Annotated in this window: 19 protein-coding genes; 14 read left to right on the top strand and 5 right to left on the bottom strand. The window is 74.4% G+C overall.

From position 1 onward, the window contains the following. Positions 1-175: 175 nt before the first annotated feature. Positions 176-1,450 (top strand): threonine--tRNA ligase, encoded by a 1,275-nt coding sequence (gene thrS, locus ACZ55U_RS30290; protein ID WP_465531116.1) that lies wholly within the window; start codon positions 176-178, stop codon positions 1,448-1,450. Between the two features lie 147 nt (positions 1,451-1,597). Then, on the top strand, positions 1,598-1,885 hold the full coding sequence (locus ACZ55U_RS30285) for a hypothetical protein (RefSeq protein WP_465531114.1): 288 nt from the start codon (positions 1,598-1,600) through the stop codon (positions 1,883-1,885). 56 nt (positions 1,886-1,941) lie between these two features. On the opposite strand, the gene ACZ55U_RS30280 is transcribed toward ACZ55U_RS30285, so the two are convergent. After that, a complete protein-coding gene (locus ACZ55U_RS30280; protein WP_465531112.1) occupies positions 1,942-2,346 on the bottom strand; it encodes a VOC family protein in 405 nt (134 codons plus the stop codon). 88 nt (positions 2,347-2,434) lie between these two features. On the opposite strand from ACZ55U_RS30280, the gene ACZ55U_RS30275 reads away from it, so the two are divergent. Further along, positions 2,435-2,911, top strand: coding sequence for a MarR family winged helix-turn-helix transcriptional regulator (locus ACZ55U_RS30275; RefSeq protein WP_465531110.1), 477 nt, complete (start codon positions 2,435-2,437; stop codon positions 2,909-2,911). Positions 2,912-2,972: 61 nt separating this feature from the next. On the opposite strand, the gene ACZ55U_RS30270 is transcribed toward ACZ55U_RS30275, so the two are convergent. After that, on the bottom strand, positions 2,973-3,599 hold the full coding sequence (locus ACZ55U_RS30270) for a C40 family peptidase (protein WP_465531108.1): 627 nt from the start codon (positions 3,597-3,599) through the stop codon (positions 2,973-2,975). A 243-nt stretch (positions 3,600-3,842) separates the two neighbouring features. Here ACZ55U_RS30270 and ACZ55U_RS30265 point away from each other — a divergent pair, with 243 nt between their 5' ends. The 4 genes from ACZ55U_RS30265 to ACZ55U_RS30250 all read left to right on the top strand — a co-directional run bounded on the left by ACZ55U_RS30265 (position 3,843) and on the right by ACZ55U_RS30250 (position 6,720). Next, positions 3,843-4,310 (top strand): RidA family protein, encoded by a 468-nt coding sequence (locus ACZ55U_RS30265; protein ID WP_465531106.1) that lies wholly within the window; start codon positions 3,843-3,845, stop codon positions 4,308-4,310. Beyond that, positions 4,291-5,040, top strand: a complete 750-nt coding sequence (locus ACZ55U_RS30260) for a hypothetical protein (protein ID WP_465531104.1) — start codon at positions 4,291-4,293, stop codon at positions 5,038-5,040. Before ACZ55U_RS30265 ends, ACZ55U_RS30260 begins: the two co-directional genes overlap by 20 nt. After that, the gene (locus ACZ55U_RS30255; RefSeq protein ID WP_465531102.1) at positions 5,037-6,341 is read left to right on the top strand and encodes a nucleotidyl transferase AbiEii/AbiGii toxin family protein; all 1,305 of its coding nucleotides are present in this window, start codon (positions 5,037-5,039) and stop codon (positions 6,339-6,341) included. Before ACZ55U_RS30260 ends, ACZ55U_RS30255 begins: the two co-directional genes overlap by 4 nt. A gap of 190 nt (positions 6,342-6,531) precedes the next feature. Beyond that, positions 6,532-6,720: a hypothetical protein gene (locus tag ACZ55U_RS30250; protein ID WP_465531100.1), complete on the top strand. Its 189-nt coding sequence runs from the start codon at positions 6,532-6,534 to the stop codon at positions 6,718-6,720. On the opposite strand, the gene ACZ55U_RS30245 is transcribed toward ACZ55U_RS30250, so the two are convergent. After that, the gene (locus tag ACZ55U_RS30245; protein ID WP_465531098.1) at positions 6,721-7,353 is read right to left on the bottom strand and encodes a hypothetical protein; all 633 of its coding nucleotides are present in this window, start codon (positions 7,351-7,353) and stop codon (positions 6,721-6,723) included. A gap of 379 nt (positions 7,354-7,732) precedes the next feature. On the opposite strand from ACZ55U_RS30245, the gene ACZ55U_RS30240 reads away from it, so the two are divergent. The 4 genes from ACZ55U_RS30240 (at position 7,733) to ACZ55U_RS30225 (ending at position 14,838) form a co-directional block, all read left to right on the top strand. After that, entirely contained in the window at positions 7,733-11,830 is a 4,098-nt protein-coding gene (locus ACZ55U_RS30240) for an AAA domain-containing protein (RefSeq protein WP_465531096.1), read from the top strand. A gap of 267 nt (positions 11,831-12,097) precedes the next feature. Beyond that, positions 12,098-12,814, top strand: a complete 717-nt coding sequence (locus ACZ55U_RS30235; protein WP_465531094.1) for a ScbR family autoregulator-binding transcription factor — start codon at positions 12,098-12,100, stop codon at positions 12,812-12,814. A gap of 393 nt (positions 12,815-13,207) precedes the next feature. After that, positions 13,208-14,071 carry an AfsR/SARP family transcriptional regulator gene (locus tag ACZ55U_RS30230; protein WP_465531092.1) on the top strand — a complete coding sequence of 288 codons (864 nt, stop codon included), beginning with the start codon at positions 13,208-13,210 and terminating at the stop codon, positions 14,069-14,071. A gap of 98 nt (positions 14,072-14,169) precedes the next feature. Further along, entirely contained in the window at positions 14,170-14,838 is a 669-nt protein-coding gene (locus ACZ55U_RS30225) for a ScbR family autoregulator-binding transcription factor (protein WP_465531090.1), read from the top strand. Between the two features lie 88 nt (positions 14,839-14,926). Here ACZ55U_RS30225 and ACZ55U_RS30220 read toward each other — a convergent pair whose 3' ends face one another. Continuing rightward, positions 14,927-20,002 carry a DUF7507 domain-containing protein gene (locus tag ACZ55U_RS30220; protein ID WP_465531088.1) on the bottom strand — a complete coding sequence of 1,692 codons (5,076 nt, stop codon included), beginning with the start codon at positions 20,000-20,002 and terminating at the stop codon, positions 14,927-14,929. A 381-nt stretch (positions 20,003-20,383) separates the two neighbouring features. Between ACZ55U_RS30220 and ACZ55U_RS30215 the strand changes: the two genes are divergently transcribed. Next, a complete protein-coding gene (locus ACZ55U_RS30215) occupies positions 20,384-21,229 on the top strand; it encodes a methyltransferase (protein ID WP_465531086.1) in 846 nt (281 codons plus the stop codon). A 103-nt stretch (positions 21,230-21,332) separates the two neighbouring features. Here the strand turns inward: ACZ55U_RS30215 and ACZ55U_RS30210 are convergent, their stop codons facing one another. Continuing rightward, complete coding sequence (locus ACZ55U_RS30210; protein WP_465531084.1) at positions 21,333-21,761, bottom strand: PPOX class F420-dependent oxidoreductase; 429 nt, start codon at positions 21,759-21,761, stop codon at positions 21,333-21,335. A 212-nt stretch (positions 21,762-21,973) separates the two neighbouring features. Here ACZ55U_RS30210 and ACZ55U_RS30205 point away from each other — a divergent pair, with 212 nt between their 5' ends. Together ACZ55U_RS30205 and ACZ55U_RS30200 are read left to right on the top strand one after the other, a co-directional pair. Further along, positions 21,974-22,420, top strand: coding sequence for a hypothetical protein (locus ACZ55U_RS30205; RefSeq protein ID WP_465531082.1), 447 nt, complete (start codon positions 21,974-21,976; stop codon positions 22,418-22,420). Positions 22,421-22,483: 63 nt separating this feature from the next. After that, on the top strand, positions 22,484-22,987 hold the full coding sequence (locus ACZ55U_RS30200) for a DinB family protein (RefSeq protein WP_465531080.1): 504 nt from the start codon (positions 22,484-22,486) through the stop codon (positions 22,985-22,987). Positions 22,988-23,173 lie beyond the last annotated feature (186 nt).

Here is a 23,173-nt window from a genome sequence, read left to right as displayed (position 1 = left end):
CGCGAGCGCGGAACTGCTACCGTGGAACGCATGAAGCGCGCTGCACTCGCCACGACGACGCCGGAGAGAGTCCCGGCGCGCTGACTGCTGACCCAGTCCGAAGCCCCGGGGCGAGTGCCCCGGGGCTTCGCCGTTCCCGGAACCACTCGCCCGCCGACCGAGTGGAGACCACCCCGTGCACGACCACGCCGCCGACCAGCGCCCCGCCCACGGCCGCCCCGCCCACGACCACCGCAAGCTCGGCCGGGAACTCGACCTGTTCGACACCGACCCGCTGATGGGCTCCGGCCTGCCCTACTGGCTGCCCGGCGGCGCCGCGATCCGGCACTCCCTGGAGGAGTTCATCCGAGGCCGCGAGCGCCGGGCCGGCTACCGCCACGTCTACTCCCCGGTGCTCGGAAAACGCGAACTGTACGAGATCTCCGGGCACTGGGCGCACTACCGCGACGACATGTTCCCACCCATGGAGCTGGGCTCCGAGGAGATGGTGCTGCGCCCCAGCCTCTGTCCCCACCATGCGCTGATCTACCGCTCCCGATCCCACAGCTACCGCGAGCTGCCGCTGCGCATGGCGGAGTTGGGAGGCATGTACCGCTCGGAGCCGTCCGGGGTGCTGGGCGGCCTGACCAGGGTGCGGGCGATCCAGCTGAACGACGCCCACATCTTCTGCACCCCTGAGCAGGCGGCCGACGAGGCCGTGGCCGCACTGGAGTTGATCCGCGAGGCGCACCGGGCGCTGGGCGTCGTCCCCGTCCGCTACCGCCTCTCGCTGCCCGGCGCGGGCGGCAAGTACGTGGCGGACCCGGCCCTGTGGGAGCGCGCCGTCGCCCTGCTCACCGAGGTGCTGGAGCGCTCCGGGGTGCCGTTCGAGGCGGCGGAGGGCGAGGCCGCGTTCTACGGGCCCAAGATCGACGTGCAGATCGCCGACGGGGCCGGGCGCGAGTTCACCCTCTCCACCGTCCAGATCGACTTCCACCAGCCCGAGCGGTTCGACCTGCACTACATCGGCCCGGACGGCGCCAAGCACCGCCCGGTGATGGTGCACCGCAGCGTGATCGGCAGCGTCGAGCGGGTGGTCGCCCACCTGATCGAGCTGTACGGGGGCGCCTTCCCGGCCTGGCTCGCGCCCGTCCAGGTGGTGCTGCTGCCCGTCTCCGAGGCCGAGCTGCCGCAGGCCGGGCGGCTGCGGCAGCGCTGCCTCGACCTCGGGCTGCGCGCCGAGGTCGCCGGGCCCGAGCACGGCACCCTCGGCGCCCGGATCCGTGCGGCCCGGCTGGCGCCGTACCAGGCGGTGGTCGGAGCCAGGGAGGCCGTGGACGGCTCGGTGGCGCTGCGGCTGCGGGACGGCCGCCGGCTGCCGCCGCTGCCGGCGGAGGAGGCGTGGGCGCGGATCGGGGCGCTGGTGGCGGCGTGCGAGGCGCGGCTGTGGGCGCAGGACGCCGAGAGCTGAGGGCCCGTCGGCCGGCGCGCCGGTGGCGTCCGTACGACTAGTGCGTCATCCGGTGTGTCGGCCGGGGCGGGGGCGGCGGCGGCCCGTCGAATGGGCCGGTCGGCCGAGTCTGCGGCCGACTGCCCCACCCGTACCGGAGGTACCCCGATGCGCTTCCCCCGCGGCTTCGCCGCTCCCGCCCTGGCCGGCTGTCTGGCGCTCGCCGGGGCCGTGGCCGCCACCCCGGCCGGCTCGGCCGAGCTGCGCCCGCTGCCCATTCACGCCGTCCAGTACTGCGCCGCCGTGCTCGGGCACGTCCCGGGGGCCGACACCGCTTCGGCGGCCCTCGGGCGGGCCTGTTCGTCGGACTTCCGGACCAGCGGGTTCGCCTGGGCGGAGGGCGGCTTCGACGCCGCCGGGCAGTCGGCCGACCGCCCGGTGGTGTCGATGGAGTAGCGGACGCCCCGCTGCCCGGCCGCGCCGCCCGAGGGGAGCCGCGCGGCGCGTGCCGGTCAGTAGGACTGGAGCTCGATCAGGCGGCCGTCCGGGTCGCGCAGATGGGCGGTGCGCAGCTTCGGCCCCCATTCCGGGCGGTCGGTGGCCGGGGCGGCCGGGGAGCCGCCGTGGCGCAGGCAGAGGGCGAGGGCGGTGTCCACGTCGGGCACCCGGAGGACCAGCATCGAGTCGTCCTGCGCGGGCGCGGTGGCGGGCAGCCCGGTGGTGCCGAGCGCGGCGGCCATCGCGGAGCGGTCGAAGAGCGCCAGGACGGCCTGGTCGGCGGCGTCCCAGTTGGCGTACGGACCCTCGGGCGAGCCCTTGACCAGGGCGGCGCCGGTGAGCGGCGGCAGCACCGCCCGGTAGAAGTCGAAGCACTCGGCGAAGCGGGTGACCAGCAGGCGGGGGTACAGGGCGTCCACGGGCGGGCTCCTGACGGCGGGATGAACCGGAGGGGAGGGAAATTAATGGGTCGGCACCCACTATAGGGAGGGACCCTAGACTGCCGCCATGGCTTCCGAGAACCCGCAGCCCGCCGACGACCTCCCCCCGACCCTGCTGGACCTCAGCACCTACCTGCTCTCCCGGGTCGGCAAGGCGGCGCGCGGCCGCCTCACCGATCGGCTGGCCGAACGCGGCCTGCGGCTCCGGGACATGGCGGTGCTGGCCGCGCTCGCCGACTTCGGTCCGCAGGCCCAGCGCGACCTGGTGCGGCGGCTCGCCATCGACCCGAGCGACCTGGCGAAGGTCGTGGACCAGCTGGCCGCCGGCGGCTACGTCGAGCGCGCCAGGGACCGGACCGACCGGCGGCGGGTCTCGGTGTCGGTCACCGAGGCCGGGCGGGCGCTGCTCGCCGAACTGGACGCGCAGGCGCGGGCGGTGCAGGACGAGGTGCTGTCGCCGTTGGACGCGGAGGAGCGGCGGGTACTGCGGGAGCTGCTGGTGCGGGTCCACCACGGGATGGGGGAGCGGGGCGGCGGCCTGTGAGGCGGCCGGGCCGCTCGGCCGGGAGCTGCGGTCGCGGGCTCCGGCCGGTCGGGGGCTCCGGTCAGTCGGCCCTGGGCCCCGGGCGGCGGGCGCCGGCGAACTCGGCCGCCCAGCGCGGGACTTCGAGCGCGTTCTCGACCCGGGCGACCAGCGTGCCGGTGCGCTCGGCGTGGATCATCGCGCCCTCGCCGACGTAGATCCCGACGTGGTGGAGCGGCGCGTCGGGGCGGGAGAAGAACAACAGGTCGCCCGGGGCGAGCGCGTCGCGTGCCACCGGGGCGCTCAGGTTGAACTGCGCGCCGGTGTAGTGCCCCAGTTCGACGGTGCCGTGGCTGGCCCGGTACCAGCAGTAGAGCGACAGGCCGCTGCAGTCGTAGCCGACCGTCTTCTCGCCCAGGCAGACGCCGTTCAGCCAGCCGTTCTGGTCGTCGCAGAAGCCCAGGCTGGCGCCCAGCCGGTCGCCGCCGCCCCAGGCGTACGGCACGCCGAGCTGGCTCGTGGCCACCTCGGCGACCCGGCGGCCCAGCGCGGCGACGGGCAGTGACCGGGGCGTCCCGGGCGCGGCGTCGGAGGCCGCCTGGGCGGCCGGGCCGAGGGCCGGGACGAGGCCCGCGCCGAGGGCGAGGCCGAGCACGCGGCGCCGGTGGACTCCGGAGGTCTGGTCGCGGCCGGACGGTTGGGGCTGCATGGCGGTGACTCCCGGTCAGGTGGCGAGGGCGGGTTGGCACGTGTGCGCGTGGGGGGCGGGTGTGGGGGCGGGCGTACGCACCAGGATTCCGTCCGGTCGGGCCGGGCCGCCATCACCCACAACGGTGAATCGCGGCCACCCGGTCCCCGATGCGGAACGGGGTTCGCCGGTAAATGGTTTGACGGTCGTTCGGGAGGCGCCAACGATGGGCGCGAACGTTCGGTCTGGACATCGGAGGACTTCATGAGCGGCGCCGTCAGGTTGATCCGTGACACGCGGCTGACCAAGGCGGTCGAGTACGCCTACGCGGCGGAGGTGGACGCCCCGGTCCGCTCGATCTGGCTGGCCGGCGCCTGCCCGCTGGACGAGCAGGGCCGCACGGTCGCGGTCGGTGACTACGAGGCCCAGGCCCGCCAGGTGATGCGGAACCTGGCGACCGCGTTGGAGGACGCCGGTGCGGCGCTCACCGACATCGTCCGGACCACGGTCTACGTGGCCTCCAGCCGCCGGGCGGACCTGGCGAAGGTGTGGAGCGTCTACCGGGCCGCGATGGGGGAGCACGACGCCCCGAGCACGCTGCTCGGCGTCGCGGTGCTCGGGTACGAGGACCAGTTGGTGGAGGTGGAGGCCGTCGCGGTCCTGCCCGCCCGGGCCGACGGCGTTGTCGGAGGGGCTTGGCAGGATGATGCCCATGCTCGACACCTGTCCTGACCGGAGCCGTGACGACCGGCTCGTTCCGCCCGACGTCCGGGGCGACTTCGAGGTGCACCTGACCGTGGCGGCCGGTGCCGCCGACGCGCTGGCCGCCTGGGCCGGGGGCGAGGGCCTGAAGTTCACCCAGATCCTGTTGGCGCGCGGTGCGGTGCCCTCGCAGCCGATGCTGACCCTGCGGGTCGGCGGCACGCTGGAGGAGGTCGCGGCTGCCACGTCCCGGACGGCGGAGCGGCTGGCCCGGGCCGGGTTCGCCGTCCTGCGGGCCAAGATCGAGGCCACCCCCTGGGCGCAGGGCGTCCCCGTCTCGGACGAGGACGCCGTGCCGCACGGGAGCGGCCGGTACTTCGAGCACCACGTCAAGTTGCTGCTCCCGGGCCGGGGTCCCGCCGCGGGCCCGGCCCGGCCCGCGGCCCCCGCCCGCCTCGCCCCGCTCACCGAACTGGCCGTCCGGCACGGTGCGCACCTGTCGCGCAATCCGCGCCGGGTGCGCGAGGACGGCCGCTGCGAGTGGTTCGTGACCCAGCGGTGCCGCCTGGTCGGCCTGGACACCGCGGCCCGCCGTCTGGAGGCGCTGCTGGAGGCCCTGGCCGCCGACGGCCGCGAGGTGGTGTCGGTGGAGCGCGAGTTCGTCGTCGTGGACAGCGACGAGGCGCTGGACGCGGGCTGGATAACCGAGCACGGGCACGGGCACGGCGCCCAGCCGAACGGAGAGGGAGAGCAGAGATGACCAAGGACCAGTCCCGGTCCCAGCCGCCGGTGACGTGGGAAGGCCTCCGGTGGGGTCCGTGGGAGGGCGTCGTGCTGCCCAAGCAGCCGCCGTCGGAGGAGGTGCGCGAGGAACGGGGCCTGCCCAGGAGCCTGCGGCCGATCGACGACGAGGCGGTCAGCCAGCAGCCGGTCTTCGACCCCGCGCTCGCCGAGTACAGCCGGGCCCTGCGCCCCAGCGAGCCGGCCTTCACCGATCCGCGGCTCGCCGAACGCTGGCTCGCCGCACGCCGCGAGGCGCTGAACACCGTCCTGTCCGCCGTCGCCGACTCACCGTGGGCCGAGCACCTGGTGCTGCGCGGCAGCGTCCTGCTGCGGGCCTGGTACGGCGAGCAGGCGCGGGAGCCGGGGGATCTGGACTTCGTGGTCCGCCCGGTGGACTGGCAGTTGGAGGACGCCCGTACGGACCGCATGCTCCAGGAGCTGGCCGCCGGCGCCGAGCGCCTCTCGGGCGCGGTGCGGCTGCACGCCGACCAGGCGCTCGGCGACGAGATCTGGACGTACAGCCGGATACCCGGGCGCAGGCTCGTGCTGCCGTGGTCGGCCCCGGGCGTCCCGGGCGGGACGGTCCAGCTGGACTTCGTCTTCACCGAGCACCTGCCCGTCCCGCCCGAGTCCTTCCGACTTCCGGGTGTCGCCGGTCCGCTGCTCACGGCCACCGCGCAGCTGTCCTTCGCGTGGAAGATCCTCTGGCTGATCTCGGACAACCACCCGCAGGGCAAGGACCTCTATGACGCCGTCCTGCTCTCGCAGTCCGCCGAGCTGCCCTACGACCTGCTGCGGCAGGTCTTCACCCAGGCCGACGAGAGCTGGTTCCGCCGGCCGGTCCTCCCGGGCCACCTCGCCGGCATCGAGGTCGACTGGGACGAATTCGCCAAGGACTACCCGCGGTTCGCCGAGCCCGTCGAGGAGTACCCGGCCCTGCTGGAGGCGCGCCTGCGCCCGACCTTCGCCGGTCGCGGCGAATACGCCCTGCGCGCCCAGTGGCTGGCCCCGCTGATCGAGGACCTGCGGAAGGTGCTGGAAGTCGACGGCATGACCGAGGTCCAGCGGTGGATGGACCGGCGCTACATGCTCCCGGAGAACACCCTGGTCGTCACCCGGGAACTGCTCGGCGTCAGCCTCGAAGAAGCCCACCGCACCGTCTCCGCCCGCCTCGACGGCGAACCCGCGCGGCTGACCCGCAGGCTCGCGGAGGCCGTCGTCCGCTACGCCGCCGAGCTCGAAGGCGGCCACCCGGCCGGCGGCGCCGACAGCGACTGACACCCCCCACCTGCCGCACCGTCGTCCCGGGGCCGCCGCGAGTCGCGGCGGCCCCGGGACAACGGGCGTCGAACCCGGCGAGGCCGAACGCCCGGCGGCCCTCACGCCGCGTCAACGTCACTTGACCCTCGACGTGCTCATCGGGCCGTGGCGGCAAGGTAGTTGGACACCGCGCCCCTACCCTGGGCCCATGAAGCAGCACATCGTGACCCTGATCCTCGGCGGCCTCCTGCTCGGCATCGTCGCGTTCGGCGCCGGGTGGTACGCGGCGGACGCCCGGGAGACCGCTCCGGCGCCGACCTACATCATGGTCACCCCGGAGCCGGTCGCCACCGGTTCCGCCTCGCCGCCGGCCTGGGCCGGTAGCCGGAGCCGGTAGCTACTGCCTGACGGCCCAGAACCGGTCGGCCATGTCATCGAAGCCGACCGACGCGGACAGCGCCTCCGGGGGTTCCTTCCAGAGCATCTGCCAGTTGCCGTCGCCCGGATCGTTGTCCACGATCACCTCCAGGCCGCGGGCGGTGTTCACCCAGCTGCTGACCTGGTCGCGGAACCCGTAGTCGGCGAAGTAGACGGCCGCGTCCTCGTGGAACAGGTTGAACTGGATCCGGCGCCCGCCCCAGCTCTTCTCGGAGTAGAAGCAGTAGTACGACGGCTCGGTGGCCGGCGTCGGGCAGTGCTTCCAGTCGCGGCCCGGGACACCGCGGCGCGTGTGGTCGCCACTCCACGGCGGTGCCTGCGCCTGTCCGGGCAGCGGGAGCACCACCACCGCCCCGTCCGGATAGCTGACCTCGTTGGCGGCGGTCTGCTTCCCGCCCCTGCCCGCGGCGAGTTGGGCGTCCACCGCCTTCCGCAGCGCGTCGCGGTCGGCGTCGCTCAGGGCGGTGATGATGGCTCTGCGGTCCCCGGCCGGGCTGTGCGCGGAGGCGGCCTGCGCCCCGAGGGGAGCGACCAGGAGCACCAGGGCCCCGGCCGTACGGACGACGAGACGGCGGACTCGCGAGTGCGTCATATGCCAACCGTAGCCGTGCACATACCGCCGGTAACCGGGCTTTCTCGATCAGACGGCGCGCACCCGGCCGGGCGCGCCGGTGCGCACGCGCCCGCCTGATCGAGCGAGCCCGGGGCAGGGGCCGCGCCCTCGGCCGCGCCGACGCCGAACGGGCTCGGCAAGCGGGTCTTCGGCCCCCTGGTCGCGCTCTGACCGGGCTCGGCCCGGGGCGGCCCCGGGCACGACGGTGCCACCCCGCGCCGGATCCGCCCCGGCACCCGGCGCACCCGCTCGTCCGGTAGATTCTGCGCCCGGTTGATGGGCACACGAAGCGGCTGGGTGCCACGGCTTCGACGCGGGGGGCAACGGGGTGGGCGGCGGAAACGGGCAGGACCGGCGGGTGGCGGATCTGCTGGAGTGCTGGCGGGCGATCGAGCTGTTCGGCCCGCCGGCGATCCCCGCGCTGCCGCGCAAGCGCCGCGCCGGGCGGCCCCGGGCGTCGGACCCGGTCGTCGTCGACGTGACGCCGGCCGCCGGTCGGGCCGAACCGGTGCTGCCGTGGTCGCCGGAGCATCCGGAGACGGCGGCCTGGCGGGCACCGCGGGGCATGGTGTGGCGCCACGAGGTGTACGGCGGGGTCTTCGAACTGGAGCTGCTGCGCCGGGCGATGATCGCCGTGCTGCCCGCCGGCACCGACCCGGACCCGGGAGTGCCGGACGAGGAGCTGGTGCTGTCGGGCAGCAGCGCGATGTTCGCGCTGGTCCTGGACGAGCACGGGCGGCCGGTGGAGGACACGTCGGTGGTCTCCGCGTGCGCCTGGGCGACGGGCCGGCTCTTCGACCCGGGGCCGTCGGCCCCCGGATGGCTGGACGGCTTCGAGGAGTTGGGCGAGGCCTTCGAAGTGGCGGTGGGGCGGCTGACCGCCACGCCGATCCCGTACGCGCCCGGGCCCGGCGCCGTCGTGCCGGGCCCGCTGCCCTCCGGCCCCGGGGCAGGAGCGCCCGCACCGCAGACGGCGGCCACCGGCGGCTGGCGGCAGTTGCTCGCGGAGGTCCTGGGCGGCGCGGCGGTGGCCGCGGTCGGCGCGCTGTTCGGCGAGGTCGCCGGGGCCGCCGCGCAGGGGGCGACCGAGCCGCTGGTGCGACGGGTCGCCGACTGGGCGGCGGCCCGCCGGCCGGACCAGGGACCTGTCGCGCACCGGGCTTCCACCGCCGACCAGGACCCCGGCGCGCACCGGGCTTCCACCACCGACCAGGACCCCGACGCGGACCCGGGCACCACGCCCGCGGCGCCGGAACCGGCCTCCGAGGCGCCCGCACCCGCCGGGCAGCCGCAGGACGAGGACGGCCCGCGCCCGGTCACGCTCGCCGACCTCGTCGCCCTGACGGCCCAGATCGCCCACCTCTGCGGCGTCGAGGAGCACCTCGACCCGCGCGTGATCCGGGTACAGAGCCGGCTGGTCCACCGCCCGCGCGGCCAGAACGCCAAGCCCGCCGCCGCCCAGCCGTTCCTCAACAGCCTGCTGCCACCGGACCTCGCCAGGGTCCGGGCCGCGCTGGACGACGGCGGGGGAGAGGGCCTCGGCCCCGCCCTGGCGGCCTACCTGACCGACCGGCGGGACATATCCGTCGGCGCCCGCACCGATGTGCGCGAGGACCGCCTCACCGTCCTCGAAGGCGTCGACCCGGCCCTCGTCCCCGCCGGCCGCTGGCCCGCCAAGGCACGGTACCCGCTCGCCCTCAGCCAGCAGTTCGCCGTCAACCGCATGCTCGCCGACCGCGCCGAGGCCGCGACCGGCACCGCCGACCCCGACCCGGGCGGCCTGTTCTCCGTCAACGGCCCACCCGGCACCGGCAAGACCACCATGCTGCGCGACCTGGTCGCCGCCCTCGTGGTCGAACGCGCCGCCGTGCTGGCTGACTACCGTCGGCCCGACGAGGCGTTCGTCGGCCGCGCCTGGCGCGGCAAGGACCGCCAGGGCGTCCACGCCCGCTTCGTCGCGGCCCTCGACCCCAGGCTCACCGGCCGCGAGATCGTGGTGACCTCCTCCAACAACGGCGCCGTGGAGAACATCACCGCCGAACTGCCCGGCGCCGACGCCCTCGACGAGTACTGGCACGACGGCCCGGACCACTTCTCCGACCTCGCCTCCGCGCTCCTGGGCGGCGCGCCCGCCTGGGGGCTGGTCGCCGCGGTGCTCGGCAACAAGGGCAACCGGACGAAGTTCACCGAGCGCTTCTGGTGGGGCCGCCTGCCCGAGGCCGAGAGCGCCGCCCGTGAGGCCGGCGGGCTCCCGCCGCTGCGCGGGATGAACGCCGTCCTCGGCGACTGGATCCCGCCCCGGGCGCCCAGGCCCGCCCCCTCACGCGACCGCCGCACGGGCACCACCCCGGCCCCGGCCACCGAGGCCCAGGCGCCGGCCGGCCCCGCCGAACCGATCCCCTCCTGGCCGGAGGCCGTCGCCGCCTTCCGGTCCGCCCAGGCCGAGGTCGAGCGCCTGCGCGCCGAACGCACCCGCCTCGCCGCCACCCTGGCGCAGACCCGCTCGGCCCGGGTCCACCCCCGCCTCGACGCCCTGCGCGCCGCCGTCGCCCGCGCCGACGAGCGCGCCGCCGCCGCCGAGGCCCGCCACGACGCCGCCGGCCCGGCCGTCGAGAGCGCCCGCACCGCCACCCGCACCGCCGAGGACGCCCACCGGGCCGCGACCGAGCACGTCCCCCTGGCCCGCGAGGCCCTCGCCAATGCCAGGGCCGACCTCGCCGTCGCCCGGGAACGCGCCGAGGACCACCGCCGACAGGTCGAGGTGCTGACCGCCCTGCACGCCGAGCCCCCCACCGCCGACCAGCCGGGCCTGCGCTCAGGGCTGCGCAGGCTGCTCCGGAGCGGTGCCGAGCGCCAGGCCGCCGAGGAGCACCGCGAACAGACCCGGGCCGAACTCCTCACCCGACTCGTCGAGCAGCGCACCGCCCTGGAGGAGGTCCAGGAGCACATCGCCCACCGCGCGAGGGCCGCGGACCTCGCCGGTGACCTGCACGCCCGCGCGGTCACCGCCGTCACGGAGGCCGCCGAGGCCGTCACCCGCGCCCGAGGACGCGAGGAAGCGGCCCGCGCCGAGCGGTCCGCCGCCCTCGCGGACGCCGAGCGGGCCCGCCGCGAAGCCGGCTCCGCCCGGCACGACCTGGAACGCGCCACCGCCGAACTCGACGCCGCCCACCGCACCCTGCGCGCGGCCGCCGCCGACCTGCCCTCGCTGCCCCTGGACTGGCTCGACCTCGACGACCACGCGCAGGAACTCGGCGCCCCGTGGTCCGACGAGGCCTGGAGCACCGCCCGCAGTGACCTCTTCCTGCGCGCCCTCGACCTGCACCGCGCCCTCGTCGCCAACACCGCCCAGCGCGTTCGCGGCAACCTCCAGGTCCTGGTGGAGCTGATGGCCGGCACCGCCGGCCCCGTCCCCGACGAGCAGGTCCGCCAGGCCTGGCAGACCCTCTTCCTCCTGGTCCCCGTCGTCTCCACCACCTTCTCCTCCATCGGCAGCATGTTCGCCCGCCTCGGCCGGGGCTCCATCGGCTGGGTCCTCGTCGACGAAGCCGGCCAGGCCACCCCGCAGGCCGCCGTCGGCGCGCTGTGGCGCGCCCGCAGGGCCGTCCTCGTCGGCGACCCGCTCCAGCTCGAACCAGTCGTCACCATGCCCACCGCGCTCCAGCGCCGGCTCCTGCTCGCCCACGGCGTCGACGAGGAGTGGCTGCCCTCCGCCACCTCCGCCCAGGCCGTCGCCGACCGGGTCAACCGGTACGGCACCTACCTGCCCGCACCCACCGGCGCCGAGCAGGACACCGTCTGGGTCGGCTCGCCGCTGCGCGTCCACCGCCGCTGCGAGGAGCCCATGTTCACCGTCAGCAACGAAGTCGCGTACGGCGGCCTCATGGTGCACGGCACCCACCCCCGGCCCTTCCCCGACGCCGAGCACGACGGCCTGCTCCCCAGCCGCTGGCTCGACACCCCCGACCCCGACCGCCCCGCCGACGCCCCCTGGGGCGAACGCGACCGCCGCGCCCTCACCTTCCTGCTGCGCCGACTCGACCGCCAGGGCGTCGGCGTGGAACGGATGCGCATCATCGCCCCCTTCCGCGCCCTCGTCGCCGAAGCCCGCAACACCTGCCGCACGCTGCCCGGCTGGACCGCCGAGCACCTCGACGAGCGCTGCGCGACCGTGCACAAGGCCCAGGGCAAGGAGGCCGACGTGGTGATCCTCCTGCTCGGCGCCGGCCGCCCCGGTGCCCGGGCCTGGGCGGCCGGCACTCCCCACCTCCTCAACGTGGCCGCCAGCCGGGCCAAACGCCGCCTCTACGTGGTCGGCGACCGCGCGCTGTGGGCCCCGCTGATCCACTTCGACGTCCTGGCCGCCGAACTCCCCGTCTACGACCACGTCCGCGACCGCGACACCTGGCCCCTCGACGACCCGGGCCGTGAGCCCGTCGGATCCCCCGGCAACTGACCCTGGGCCGACGACGGCACGGGGCGCTCTCCGGGTGCTGAAGCGTCCATTCGGAAGAAACCGTTCGTTCGGTTTCGGGTGCCGACGAACCGACCGACGCCCAGGAAGGGGTCCTGAGGGCCCCGGGGCGTGATATCACCACGGGGCCGGTGGCGAAGGCGGGTTGGGGGGATTCACCGCGTTCGTCTTGTCGGTCGCGGGTGAGGCGAAGCTAAGATACGGGGTGTTTGGTTTGGTTTTCGGGGAGCTCATGGCGGGGTGGTTTCGGTGGTACGACAGGAACGGGCGCTCCGGACACGTCGGCTGATCCTGGAGGCGGCGGCCTCGGTCTTCGACGAGTTCGGGTACGAGGGAGCGACCATCGGCGAGGTGGTCTCCCGCGCCGGGGTGACGCGCGGCGCGGTGTATTTCCATTTCGCCTCCAAGCGGGATCTGGCGCAGGGCGTGGTGGAGGAGCAGTTCGTCCAGGACGGAGTTCCCGAACGGAGCTGCAAGCTCCAGGAGTTCGTGGACACCGGAATGGTGGTGGCGCACCTGATGCCGCGTGACCCGCTGCTCAGCGCGGGTGCCCGGCTCTCGCTCGGGCAGGACGTCTTCGAGGATCTCGGCGGCGGGGCCATCCCCGGCTGGATCAACCGGTTCGAGGCGCTGCTGGTCGCGGCCGGCGAGCGCGGCGAGCTGCTCCCGCACGTCGTGCCGGCGGACACCGCGTGGCTGCTCGTCGCCGCGTGGACGGGAGTGCAGATCCAGTCGCAGAAGCTCTGCGGCCGGGCGGACCTGGAGCTGCGGGTGTCCGCGCTGTACCAGCACCTGATGCCGAGCGTCGCGGTGCCGGGGGTGCTCGGTTCGTTGCAGATGGGGCCGAACCGCGGTGCCCAGGTGGTCGCGGAGGCGGCGGCGGCCCGCGCGGCCGAGGAGGCCGGTGAGGCGGAGGAGAGCAAAGCCGTGCGGGCCGAAGTGAAGGCGGCGGCCGGCGTCGGCTGACGGCCGTTCACCGGCCTCTCCGTCTATCGGAATCCGACGGATCGGGCGGCACCGGTCGGCAATCGGACGGCGCCGGACGCGGCGGGCGGGCGAACCGAAGAGACGAACTGGCGGCGGCGGGACCACGGGGGTCCGGCGCCGCCTTTTGCGTGCCCCGGTCCGGCCCCGCGGAGGGCGGGAGGGACGAGAGGTCGGGAGTGTCGGTGGCCGCCGTCCCCGGCGGTGCGGCGAGGGATGACGCCCTGCCAAAAACAAACAGCACGTTCGGTTTTGTATTGACAAACCGCACGTCCTGTTTTTGACTGTTGGCAGTTGACCCAGGGGTGTCGACCCGGGTGCCGGCCGTCGGCGGAGGGGCCTGCGGCGTTCCGTGTGTGATGAGGGGTGGTCATCGTGGAGATCCGGGTGCTCGGGACGTTGGACGTCCGGGTGTGCGGAGTGTCGGTGGTGCCGTCGGCGCCGAAGCCGCGGCAGGTGCTGGGGCTGCTGGCGCTGCGGGCCGACCAGGTGGTGGCGGCCGGAGTGCTGGCCGACGAGCTGTGGTCCGGCCGTCCGCCGCGCAGCGCCCGCACCACCGTGCAGACGTACGTGCTCCAGCTGCGCGACCTCATCGACCGGGCGCTCGCCACCGTCGGCGCGGCGGGCGGGATGTCCTGTGCCAAGGACATCCTGGTGACCTCCCCCGGCGGCTACATGCTCAACAGCGGCGGCGGCCTGACGGACCTGCGGGAGTTCGAACGGCTGGCCGGCACCGGGTACCGGGCGATGGACGCCGAGGACCACCCGGCGGCGGCCCGGCTGCTGGGCGAGGCGCTCGCGCTGTGGCGTGGCCAGGCCTTCGCGGACGTCCCGGTCGGCGGCCAACTCGCCGTCGAGGCCAGGCGGTTGGAGGAGACCCGGCTCTGTGCGCTGGACCAGCGGATCGAGGCCGATCTGCGGCTCGGCCGGCACCGGGTGCTGCTCGCCGAACTCACCGTGCTGGTCGACCGCTACCGCACCCACGAGAGCCTGCACGGCCAGTACATGATCGCCCTGCACCGCTCCGGCCGCCGGGGCGAGGCGCTGGAGGCCTATCAGCGCCTGCGGAACACCCTGGTGCGGGAGTTGGGCATGGAGCCGTCGATCGGACTGCGGCGGCTCCAGCGCTCCATCCTGCTCGCCGGACCGGATCGCGCGGAGCGCGAGCCCGCCGCCGCGGCCGCCGGGTCGGGTGCGGGCACGGGGGCCGGGGCGGCCCGGTTCAGCCGGGTCGGATGAACCCGGCCGCGGACGGCGGTCGGAGGCCGCGGCACCCGTCCTGGGGCGGCCGGGGTCTGGTCGGAACGTGCTTGGCGTCGTGAGGGGTTGTGGGACAGGTGGTCCAGGAGAGGTCGGAGCGGACGCGCGGGCGGCTGGTGGAAGCGGGGGCGGCACTGTTCGACCGCCGCGGCTACGCCGGGGCCACCCTCGGTGAGATCGCCGCAGCCGCCGGGGTGACGAAGGGGGCGCTGTACTTCCACTTCGCCTCCAAGGAGGAGCTGGCCAGAGCGGTGTGCGTGCAGGCCGAGCGCTTGCTGCGGCTGGTCTGCGCGGACCTGCGCGCCTCCTCCTCACCGCTCCAGGGGCTGATCGACGCGGGGTACTGGCTGGTCGACGCGCTCGGCGCGGACCCGGTGATCCGGGCGGCCTTCCGCCTCGGCCGCGAGGACACCGGCTGGCAGGCCGGGTCCGGTCTGGCGGGGCCCGGGCAGCCGCCCTTCGCCGGCATGCGCGGCTTCCACAGCGTCTGGGCCGGGGCGGTGCGGGACCTGCTGGCGGGCGCCCGCCGTGCGGGAGAGCTGCGGGACCGGTCGGGAGGCCTCGGCCCGGAGACCCTGGTGGTGACCGCCGCCTGCGGCCTGGAGGTCGTCTTCGCCGACGGCTGCCCCGCCGAGGAACGCGTCCGCCGGGTCGGCGCGCTCTGGGACTGGCTGCTGCCCTGCCTGGTGCCCCCGGGCGCGGCCGGGGACTACCGCACCAGGCCTCTGGCCCCGCAGCCCGCCTGACGGCGGAGCGGCCGGACAGCGGACCGCCCCCGGTACCCGAAGGCACCGGAGGCGGTCCGACCGCTGGAGGACGGCGGGATCGAAGGTGTTACGCCACGGGCTCCTTGGCGCTCGCGCGGCGCTTGGCCCGGTAGAGCAGCAGTCCGCCGACGGTCATCAGACCGCCCCCGGCCAGGGCCGCGACCCCGGCCGGCGAGCCGGCCTCCGGCAGCTGGCCCCAGCCGCCGTGCGGCGGAGCCGGGTACTCGCCGGGGTGACCGGGCTGACCCGGCTGGCCGGGCTCACCGGGGTGGCCGGGCTCACCGGGGTGGCCGGGCTTACCGGGGTGGCCGGGCTTACCGGGGTGGCCCGGGTGCGTGGGGCAGCCCTTGCCTCCCTTGTGGTCACCTCCCTTCGGCGGGCAGGCCTCGACGGTGATGCAGAGGTCGACCGGCGGGCTCTGCACCAGCTGACCCTGAGGGTCACGGGCCGAGGCCGTGGCGGTGTTGGTGACGTGTCCGGCCTTGGCGTCCGCCTCGGTCACGGTGTACGTGCCGTGGCAGGTAGTGCTCTGGCCCGGGTCGAGGGTCGTCACGTCGCAGGTCACCTGCCGGACGTGGTCGTCGTTGACGGCCAGCTCGGTCACCGTGGTGGAGCCGGTGTTGGTGACGGTGTAGGTGTAGGTGATGGTGTCGCCGGGCCGCGCGTTCCCGGTGACATCGGCCCGCTTGGTGATGGTCAGCGCGGACACCGGCGAGACGACGTCGACCGTCGCCTCGGCCGGCGGGCTCTGGACCGGTTGCCCGTCGGGGCCGGTGCCGTTGGCGTGGGCGGTGTTGGTGACGTGTCCGGCCTTGGCGTCCGCCTCGGTGACGGTGTAGGTGCCGTGGCAGGTGGTGCTCTGGCCGGGGTTGAGGGTGGTGGTGTCGCAGGTCACCGAGGTGACGTGGTCATCGGTCACGGTGAGGCCGGTGACCGGCGCGGTGCCGGTGTTGGTCACCGTGTAGGTGTAGTGCACGGTGTCACCGACGTGGAACGGGCCGGCGCTGTCCGCCTTCTTCGCCAGGCTGAGCTGTCCGGCACCGACGACGGTGACCGTCTCGTCGACCGGCGGGCTCTGCTCGGTCTGGCCTTCGGGGTTGGTCCCGGTGGCGACGGCGGTGTTGGTGACGTGCCCGGCTGTGACGTCGGCGGCGGTGATCACGTACGTGCCGTGGCAGGTGGTGCTCTGGCCGGGGGCGAGGGTGGTGGTGTCGCAGGTCACCGAGGTGACGTGGTCGTCCGTGACGGTCAGGTTGGTGATCGGGGCCGTGCCCGTGTTGGTCACGGTGTAGGTGTAGTGGACGGTCTCGCCGAGGTGGAACGGGCCGGTGCCGTCCGCCTTCTTCGTCATGCTCAGCTGGGCCACGCCGACGACGGGGACGGTGGCTTCGGCGGGCGGGCTCTGCTCGGTCTGGCCCTCGGGATTGGTCCCGGTGGCGTGGGCGGTGTTGGTGACCTGGCCGGCCGTGACGTCGGCCGCCGTGATGACGTAGCTGCCGTGGCAGGTGGTGCTCTGCCCCGGGGCGAGGGTCGTGGCGGCGCAGGTGACCGCGGTGACGTGGTCGTCCGTGACGGTCAGGTTGGTGACCGGGGCCGTGCCCGTGTTGGTCACGGTGTAGGTGTAGGTGACGGTCTGGCCGAGGTGGAACGGCCCGATGCTGTCCGGGGTCTTGGCGAGGGTCAGCTGCACGACGCCCGCGACGGGGACGGTGGCCTCGGCCGGCGGGCTCTGGACGGTCTCGCCTCCCGGGCCGGTGCCGGTGGCGTGGGCGGTGTTGGTCACCTGGCCGGCCGTGACGTCGGCCGCCGTGATCACGTAGGTGCCGTGGCAGGTGGTGCTCTGGCCGGGGTTGAGGGTCGTGGCGCCGCAGGTGATCGAGGTGACGCGGTCGTCGGTCACGGCCAGGTTGTTCACCACCCCCGTGCCGGTGTTGGTGACGGTGTAGGTGTACGTGACGGTGTCGCCGAGGTGGAACGGCCCGACGCTGTCCGGGGTCTTCGCCAGGCTGAGCTGCGCGACCCCGACGACGGGGACGGTGGCCTCGGCCGGCGGGCTCTGGACCGGTTGGCCCTCGGGGCCGGTGCCACTGGCGTGGGCGGTGTTGGTGACGTGCCCGGCCGCGACATCGGCCACGGTGACGGTGTAGGTGCCGTGGCAGGTGGTGCTCTGGCCGGGGTTGAGGGTGGTGGCGTCGCAGGTCACCGAGGTGACGTGGTCATCGGTCACGGTGAGGCCGGTGACCGGCGCGGTGCCGGTGTTGGTCACCGTGTAGGTGTAGTGGACGGTGTCGCCGAGGTGGAACGGGCCGGCGCTGTCCGCCTTCTTCGACAGGATCAGCTCGGCCTCCCCCACGACGGGGACGGTGGCCTCGGCGGGCGGGCTCTGCTCGGTCTGGCCCTCGGGGTTGGTCCCGGTGGCGTGGGCGGTGTTGGTGACCTGGCCGGCCGTGACGTCGGCCGCCGTGATGACGTAGCTGCCGTGGCAGGTGGTGCTCTGCCCCGGGGCGAGGGTCGTGGCGGCGCAGGTGACCGGGGAGACGTGGTCGTCGGTCACGGCCAGGTTGGTGACGGGCGCGGTGCCGGTGTTGGTCACCGTGTAGGTGTAGGTGACGGTCTGGCCGAGGTGGAACGGCCCGATGCTGTCCGGGGTCTTGGCGAGGGTCAGCTGCACGACGCCCGCGACGGGGACGGTGGCTTCGGCCGGCGGGCTCTGGACGGTCTCGCCCTCCGGGCCGGTGCCGGTGGCGTGGGCGGTGTTGGTGACCTGGCCGGCCGTGACGTCGGCCGCCGTGATGACGTAGCTGCCGTGGCAGGTGGTGCTCTGGCCGGGGTTGAGGGTGGTGGCGCCGCAGGTGATCGCGGTGACGCGGTCGTCGGTCACAGCCAGGTTGTTCACCACCGCCGTGCCGGTGTTGGTGACGGTGTAGGTATACGTGACGGTGTCGCCGAGGTGGAACGGCCCGACGCTGTCCGGGGTCTTCGCCAGGCTCAGCCTGCCCACGCCCGCCACCGGCAGCGTCACCTCCGCGGGCGGGCTCACCACCGTCTCCCCCTGCGGGTTGGTGCCGACCGCCTCGGCCGTGTTGGTGATGTGGCCGAGCGCCAGGTCGGCGTCCGTCACCACGTAGGAGGAGTGGCAGAGGGTGCTCGCGCCCGGGTTGAGGGTGGTCGCGTCACAGGTCACCGGAGTGACGTGGTCGTCGGTGACGAAGACGTTGTGGAGCACCGTCGAACCGGTGTTGGTGACGGTGTAGGTGTAGTGGACGGTGTCCCCGACGTGGACCGGTCCCGCGGTGTCCGCCTGCTTGGCCAGGCTGATCGACGACGGGCCGACCACGGTGACCGTGGCCTCGGTCTCCGGTGAGGTGACCGGCTCGCCGTTGGAGGTCCCGGAGGCGAAGACGCGGTTGACGACCTTCCCGTTCAGGGCGTCTTCCGGCGTCACGAGGTACGTGCCGTGACACTTGGTCATGTCGCCGGGGCTGCCCCTCGGGGCCAGGACGGTGGTGTCGCAGGTGATCCCGGTGACCCTGTCGTCCGTCAGCATGAGGTCGGTGATCTCGGTCCCGCCGGTGTTGGTGACCACGTAGGTGTACGGGACGGCGTCGCCGACCTGGAAGGGCTCAGGGGCGTCGACATGCTTGATCACCTCCAGCCCCGGAGGTGCCACCACCGGCACGTCCTCCGAGGACGGCGGCGAGGTGACCGGGCCTTGGTCCGTGGTCCCGGTGGCCTGGGCCGTGTTGGCGACGTGGCCCGCGGCGGCGTCCGCGGCGGTGACCAGGTAGGTCGCCGTACACGTCACCGTCTCCCCGGGGGCCAGGGTGCTCACCGGGCAGCTGACCGGCCCGACCTTCGGGTCGTTGACGGCCAGGTCGGTGATCGGCACGTTCCCGGAGTTGGTGACGACGAAGTCGTACGGGATCGGGGTGCCCACCGTGATCAGCCCGGGCAGCGGCTGGTGCGCCTGCTTGACCAGGTTCAGCTCGGGCAGCGGCTGGTCGGTGTAGATCACCAGGTTGCGGATCAGGTGCACGTCGGTGAACAGGCCGGTGGACCCGGCGAAGCCGAACTTGTACGTCGAGGGCACCGGCGTGGGCGCGGGCGTCTGGAGCACCTGCTGGGAACCGGCGCCGTCGTTGAAGTCGATGGAGACCGTCAGCACCGGTGAGGGCGCGGGCGTCAGGTGCACGTGCACCCGGCGGCGCGAGGGCTCCAGCAGGGCCTGCGCCTCCTGCGGCGTCACGCCGGGCGGCAGGAAGGTGAGCGGGCCCTGGAGGCTCCCGGGCAGGGTGGAGGGCCACGGGCCGTTGGTGGTGAAGTTGCTGGTCGTCGCGGTCAGGAAGCAGTAGCCGACGGTGCCGTTGCCGGGGCCGCGGACCGTGACCATGTTGGCGCCGGGCGCGGGGACGTGGAAGGCCGTGCCGGCGGGGGACCGCTGGGCGCAGCCGTCGCCGCGGTGCTCCCAGTCGCCGAAGTAGTTGCCGAGGACGTCGAGCCCGACGCCCAGGTACCCGCTGTCGACACCGGGAAGGAAGGTGAGGTTCGGGTCGTCGTCGGGCAGCTTCTGGGCGTAGCCGAGGCTGCCGCCGTAGGCGCCGGGGTGGGTGAGCGAGACGTCTCCGTTGACGAGGAAGAAGGAGATCCCGTCGGCCGGGGTGGCGGGTGTGGTGCTGCCGTACTGCCACTGGTCGAAGGTCACGTCCAGGCCGTTGCCGGCCGGCAGGGCCTGGTCGAAGAGGACCGCGCCGCTCTGGTCGTTGCTGGAGTCGGTGATCCGCAGGTAGCCGTAGGGCGCGGAGTCCAGCGGGGGCACCGGGCCGGTCTCGGGCAGCGGGCAGCCGCCCAGTGGGCGGCCGTCCGGCCCGAGCGCGGAGGCCGGGGCGCCGGTGAGGCAGGCGGCGCCGACGGCGATGAACCGGGGGTCGGCGGTCGCGCCGGTGAAGGTCTCCTGGAGCAGCGGGGTGCCGGTCGCCCGGACCCGCTCCGGCGGCGCCGTGGCGACGTGAGGGGCGGGCGGTTCCACGGCGTTGGCCAGTGAGGCGGTGAGTCCGGCGCCGAGCAGGCCCAGGGTGGCCGCGGCGCTGATGAAGCGGGCCGTACGGGATCGGAGGCGTGACGGTCCGCGGGAGTGTCTCGTCATGTCGGTTAATATGCGCGGACACTACGGACCGTTATCGCCATGTACTGTCAGTGGGCCTATGGAATAGCCCGGATGAACGAGTGTCGGGACCGTGGTGCCTGGGCAATGAGGGGCGGCCCGACGCAGGGGTGGCATGGCCTGGCGGAATCATTCCAATCACCCCTGTTCGGCGATGCGGTAGGGTGACCGACGCCGAGCATGACTGCGACTCAGGGAGGTGAGACCCATTACCGGACTGTCCGAGCGGGTGCTCCCGGAGCGCGGCCGCGCGGGCGCCTAGCCGCGCACGGCGCGGGAGGTGCGCCGACGCGGTGTCGGCACCGGCGGGAGCCCTGACGGAGTGGTTCGCCCTCCTTCCGTGTTCTTCCCCAAGGGGTTCTCTTGCCGGTCTTCTCCTCCGTCTCCCTCCGTTCCTCGGTGGCCTCCCGGCTGCGCGCCGCCGGTTGCGTGTTCGCCGAGGAGGAGGCGCGGATCCTGCTCTCCGCCGCCGCCTCGCCCGCCGACCTGGCCGCCATGGTCCGCTCCCGCGCCGACGGGCGGCCGCTCGAACACGTCGTCGGCTGGGCCGAGTTCGCCGGACTGCGGATCGCCGTCGACCCGGGCGTGTTCGTCCCGCGCCGGCGCAGCGAGTTCCTGGCCGCCACCGCGACCGCGCTGACGACCCCGGGCGCGGTGGTGCTCGACCTGTGCTGCGGCAGCGGCGCACTGGGCGCGGCGGTCGCGGCCACGGCGGCGCACCCGGTCGAGCTGTACGCGGCCGACATCGATCCGGGCGCGGTCCGCTGCGCCCGCCGCAACCTGGCGGGGGCCGGTGCGGGGGTCGGGGCCGGGAACGGGGCCGGGGTCGAGGTCGGGGGCGGGGCCGGGGCTCGGGTCTTCGAGGGGGACCTGTTCACGGCCGTGCCCACCTCGCTGCGCGGCCGCGTCGAGGTGCTGATCGCCAACGTCCCGTACGTCCCGACCGGTGATCTCGGCCTGCTGCCGCCCGAGGCGCGGCTGCACGAGGCCAGGCCGGCGCTGGACGGGGGTGCGGACGGGCTGGACGTGCTGCGGCGGGTGGTGGCCGAGGCGCCGGGGTGGCTGGCGCCGGGCGGGGCGTTGCTGTTCGAGACCAGTGAGCGGCAGGCGCCGACGGCCCTCGCGGTGACCAGAGCGGCCGGGCTGACGGCGGTGGTGACCCGGGAGGAGGACCTGGACGCCACCGTGGTCACGGCGACGCTGCGCTGAACGTCCTTGCTGCGAAGGTGAATTGGCGAGTCGCGAGTCCGCCGGCCCGGCCACCGTTCCCCCGCGACGGTGGCCGGGCCGGCGGCGTCCGGGCCGCGTCCGCTCAGAGGTGGGCGCCGTACACGTGGTCCACCGGGATGGTGAGCAGCACCCGGCGGTCGGAGACCATCACCCGGCGGTAGTCCGCCCAGTCGGGGTGTTCGCCGGCCGCGCGGCGGTAGTAGGCCACCAGCGCCTCGACCTCCGGCCCCTCCGGGTCGGTGCCCGGCCCGGTGAGGGAGGCCACGCCCTCGGCGGTGGCCCAGGAGCGGCCGTCCGGTCCGGTCACCTCCAGGCTGACCCTGGGGTCCCGGCGGAGGTTGGCGGTCTTGGCCAGCCCGTCCCGGGTGGAGATCAGGATGGTGTTCGCCTCCCGGTCGTAGAACGGGAGGACGGGGGAGAGCTGGGGCCGGCCGTCCGCCTTGATGGTGGCGAGGACGCCGAGGCGGCTCTTCGCGAGCAGCGCGTACGGGTCGAATGGTGTGGTGGTCATGGGGGCATCATCGACCTTCACACCGGTGTGAAGGCAAGGTCCGGCAGGCGTGTTGGGGCGGGAGGGTCCATATGACGGTATGACGACCGCACGGTCACAGGGTAGGCCGGTACGGAAAGTTCGGAATCGGGCGTGATGTCCGGCAGCGACCGTTAGGGTCGGTCGGGACGGACATGTCGGTCCGCACCTTCGAGCCGAGGGGACACCGCACGATGGCACGCCGACGCAGGCCGGTGGAACTGCTGGAGTACTCCGACGACCTCCACCTGGAGGACGTCACCCCGCTCGCGGCCTTCCTCGCCGCCCGTCTCCGGGAGCTGGCCGAGGCCCAACCCGAGGGCACCGGTGCCCGGTTCGCCGCCGAGCGGCTGGCGGCCATCACCGCCCGGGACTGCATCTTCCTCTCCGACATCCTGGGGGCCTGGGAGGACGCGATCCTGGAGGGCCGGGCCGACGAGCCCGGCTGGACCCAGCGGATGCGCCAGGACTGCGTGCTGTGGTGGGAGCGGCTGTGCCGGACGGCCGAGGAGTTCAGCGACCACCCCGACTACTGGACCCGGTGGCGCCCGCTGCCGTTCATGAACCTGGCGCACGCGGAGTTCATGGAGGGCCTGACCGACCGGGCGGGCGGCGTGTACCGGGGCGGCGCGCACCCGTGATCCCGGGCCGGCCGGGGCGGCGGCCCCGGCCGGCTGTCGGCACCGGCTGGTACGGTCGCGCGCATGAGCAGAACGGTGCCCTACACGGGCGAGGAGAAGGAAAGCCTTCAGGTCGCGCTGGACCGGCACCGCGACGCGGTGCTGTGGAAGCTGGAAGGCCTGGACGACGAGCAGCTGCGGCGCCCGATGACGCCCTCCGGGACCAACCTGCTGGGGCTGGTGAAGCACCTCGGCGGTGCCGAACTCGGCTGGTTCCGGCAGACGTTCGGTCATGAGATGGGTCCGTTGCCGTTCGACATCGACGCCGACGAATCCTCCGACATGAGGGTCGAGCCGCACGAGTCGACGGCGGACGTCCTGGCGTTCTACGCACGGGCCCGGGCGGCCGCCGACGAGACGATCCGGGAGCTGGCGCTGGACGCCCGCGGCACCTCCTGGTCGGGCAACGAGGTCTCGCTGCGCTGGGTGCTGATCCACATGACCACCGAGACGGCGCGGCACGCCGGGCACATGGACATCCTGCGGGAGCTGATCGACGGCGGGACGGGGGACCACGACCGGAGCTGACCGCTCCCGGGCCGGGGAAAGGCAACCAAACACCAAAAAAAGAAGGGGGGGGGGGAGGGGGGGGGGGGGGGGGGGGAGGGGGGGGGGGGGGGGGGAGGGGGGGGGGGGGGAGGGGGGAAGGGAGGGGGGGGGGGGGGGGGGGGGGGGGAGGGGAGGGGGGGGGGGGGGGGGGGGTGGTTTATATCA

The organism is Kitasatospora sp. NPDC034533 (genome assembly GCF_055575155.1).
This window is presented reverse-complemented; position numbering and strand designations above follow the sequence as displayed.

Bases quoted from the DNA above. Each gene is read 5' to 3' on its own strand.
- ACZ55U_RS30285 (WP_465531114.1), top strand. From the start codon at position 1,598: ATGCGCTTCCCCCGCGGCTTCGCCGCTCCCGCCCTGGCCGGCTGTCTG.
- ACZ55U_RS30275 (WP_465531110.1), top strand. From the start codon at position 2,435: ATGGCTTCCGAGAACCCGCAGCCCGCCGACGACCTCCCCCCGACCCTG.
- ACZ55U_RS30270 (WP_465531108.1), bottom strand. From the start codon at position 3,599: ATGCAGCCCCAACCGTCCGGCCGCGACCAGACCTCCGGAGTCCACCGG.
- ACZ55U_RS30265 (WP_465531106.1), top strand. From the start codon at position 3,843: ATGAGCGGCGCCGTCAGGTTGATCCGTGACACGCGGCTGACCAAGGCG.
- ACZ55U_RS30260 (WP_465531104.1), top strand. From the start codon at position 4,291: ATGCTCGACACCTGTCCTGACCGGAGCCGTGACGACCGGCTCGTTCCG.
- ACZ55U_RS30255 (WP_465531102.1), top strand. From the start codon at position 5,037: ATGACCAAGGACCAGTCCCGGTCCCAGCCGCCGGTGACGTGGGAAGGC.
- ACZ55U_RS30250 (WP_465531100.1), top strand. From the start codon at position 6,532: ATGAAGCAGCACATCGTGACCCTGATCCTCGGCGGCCTCCTGCTCGGC.
- ACZ55U_RS30245 (WP_465531098.1), bottom strand. From the start codon at position 7,353: ATGACGCACTCGCGAGTCCGCCGTCTCGTCGTCCGTACGGCCGGGGCC.
- ACZ55U_RS30220 (WP_465531088.1), bottom strand. From the start codon at position 20,002: ATGACGAGACACTCCCGCGGACCGTCACGCCTCCGATCCCGTACGGCC.
- ACZ55U_RS30210 (WP_465531084.1), bottom strand. From the start codon at position 21,761: ATGACCACCACACCATTCGACCCGTACGCGCTGCTCGCGAAGAGCCGC.
- ACZ55U_RS30205 (WP_465531082.1), top strand. From the start codon at position 21,974: ATGGCACGCCGACGCAGGCCGGTGGAACTGCTGGAGTACTCCGACGAC.
- ACZ55U_RS30200 (WP_465531080.1), top strand. From the start codon at position 22,484: ATGAGCAGAACGGTGCCCTACACGGGCGAGGAGAAGGAAAGCCTTCAG.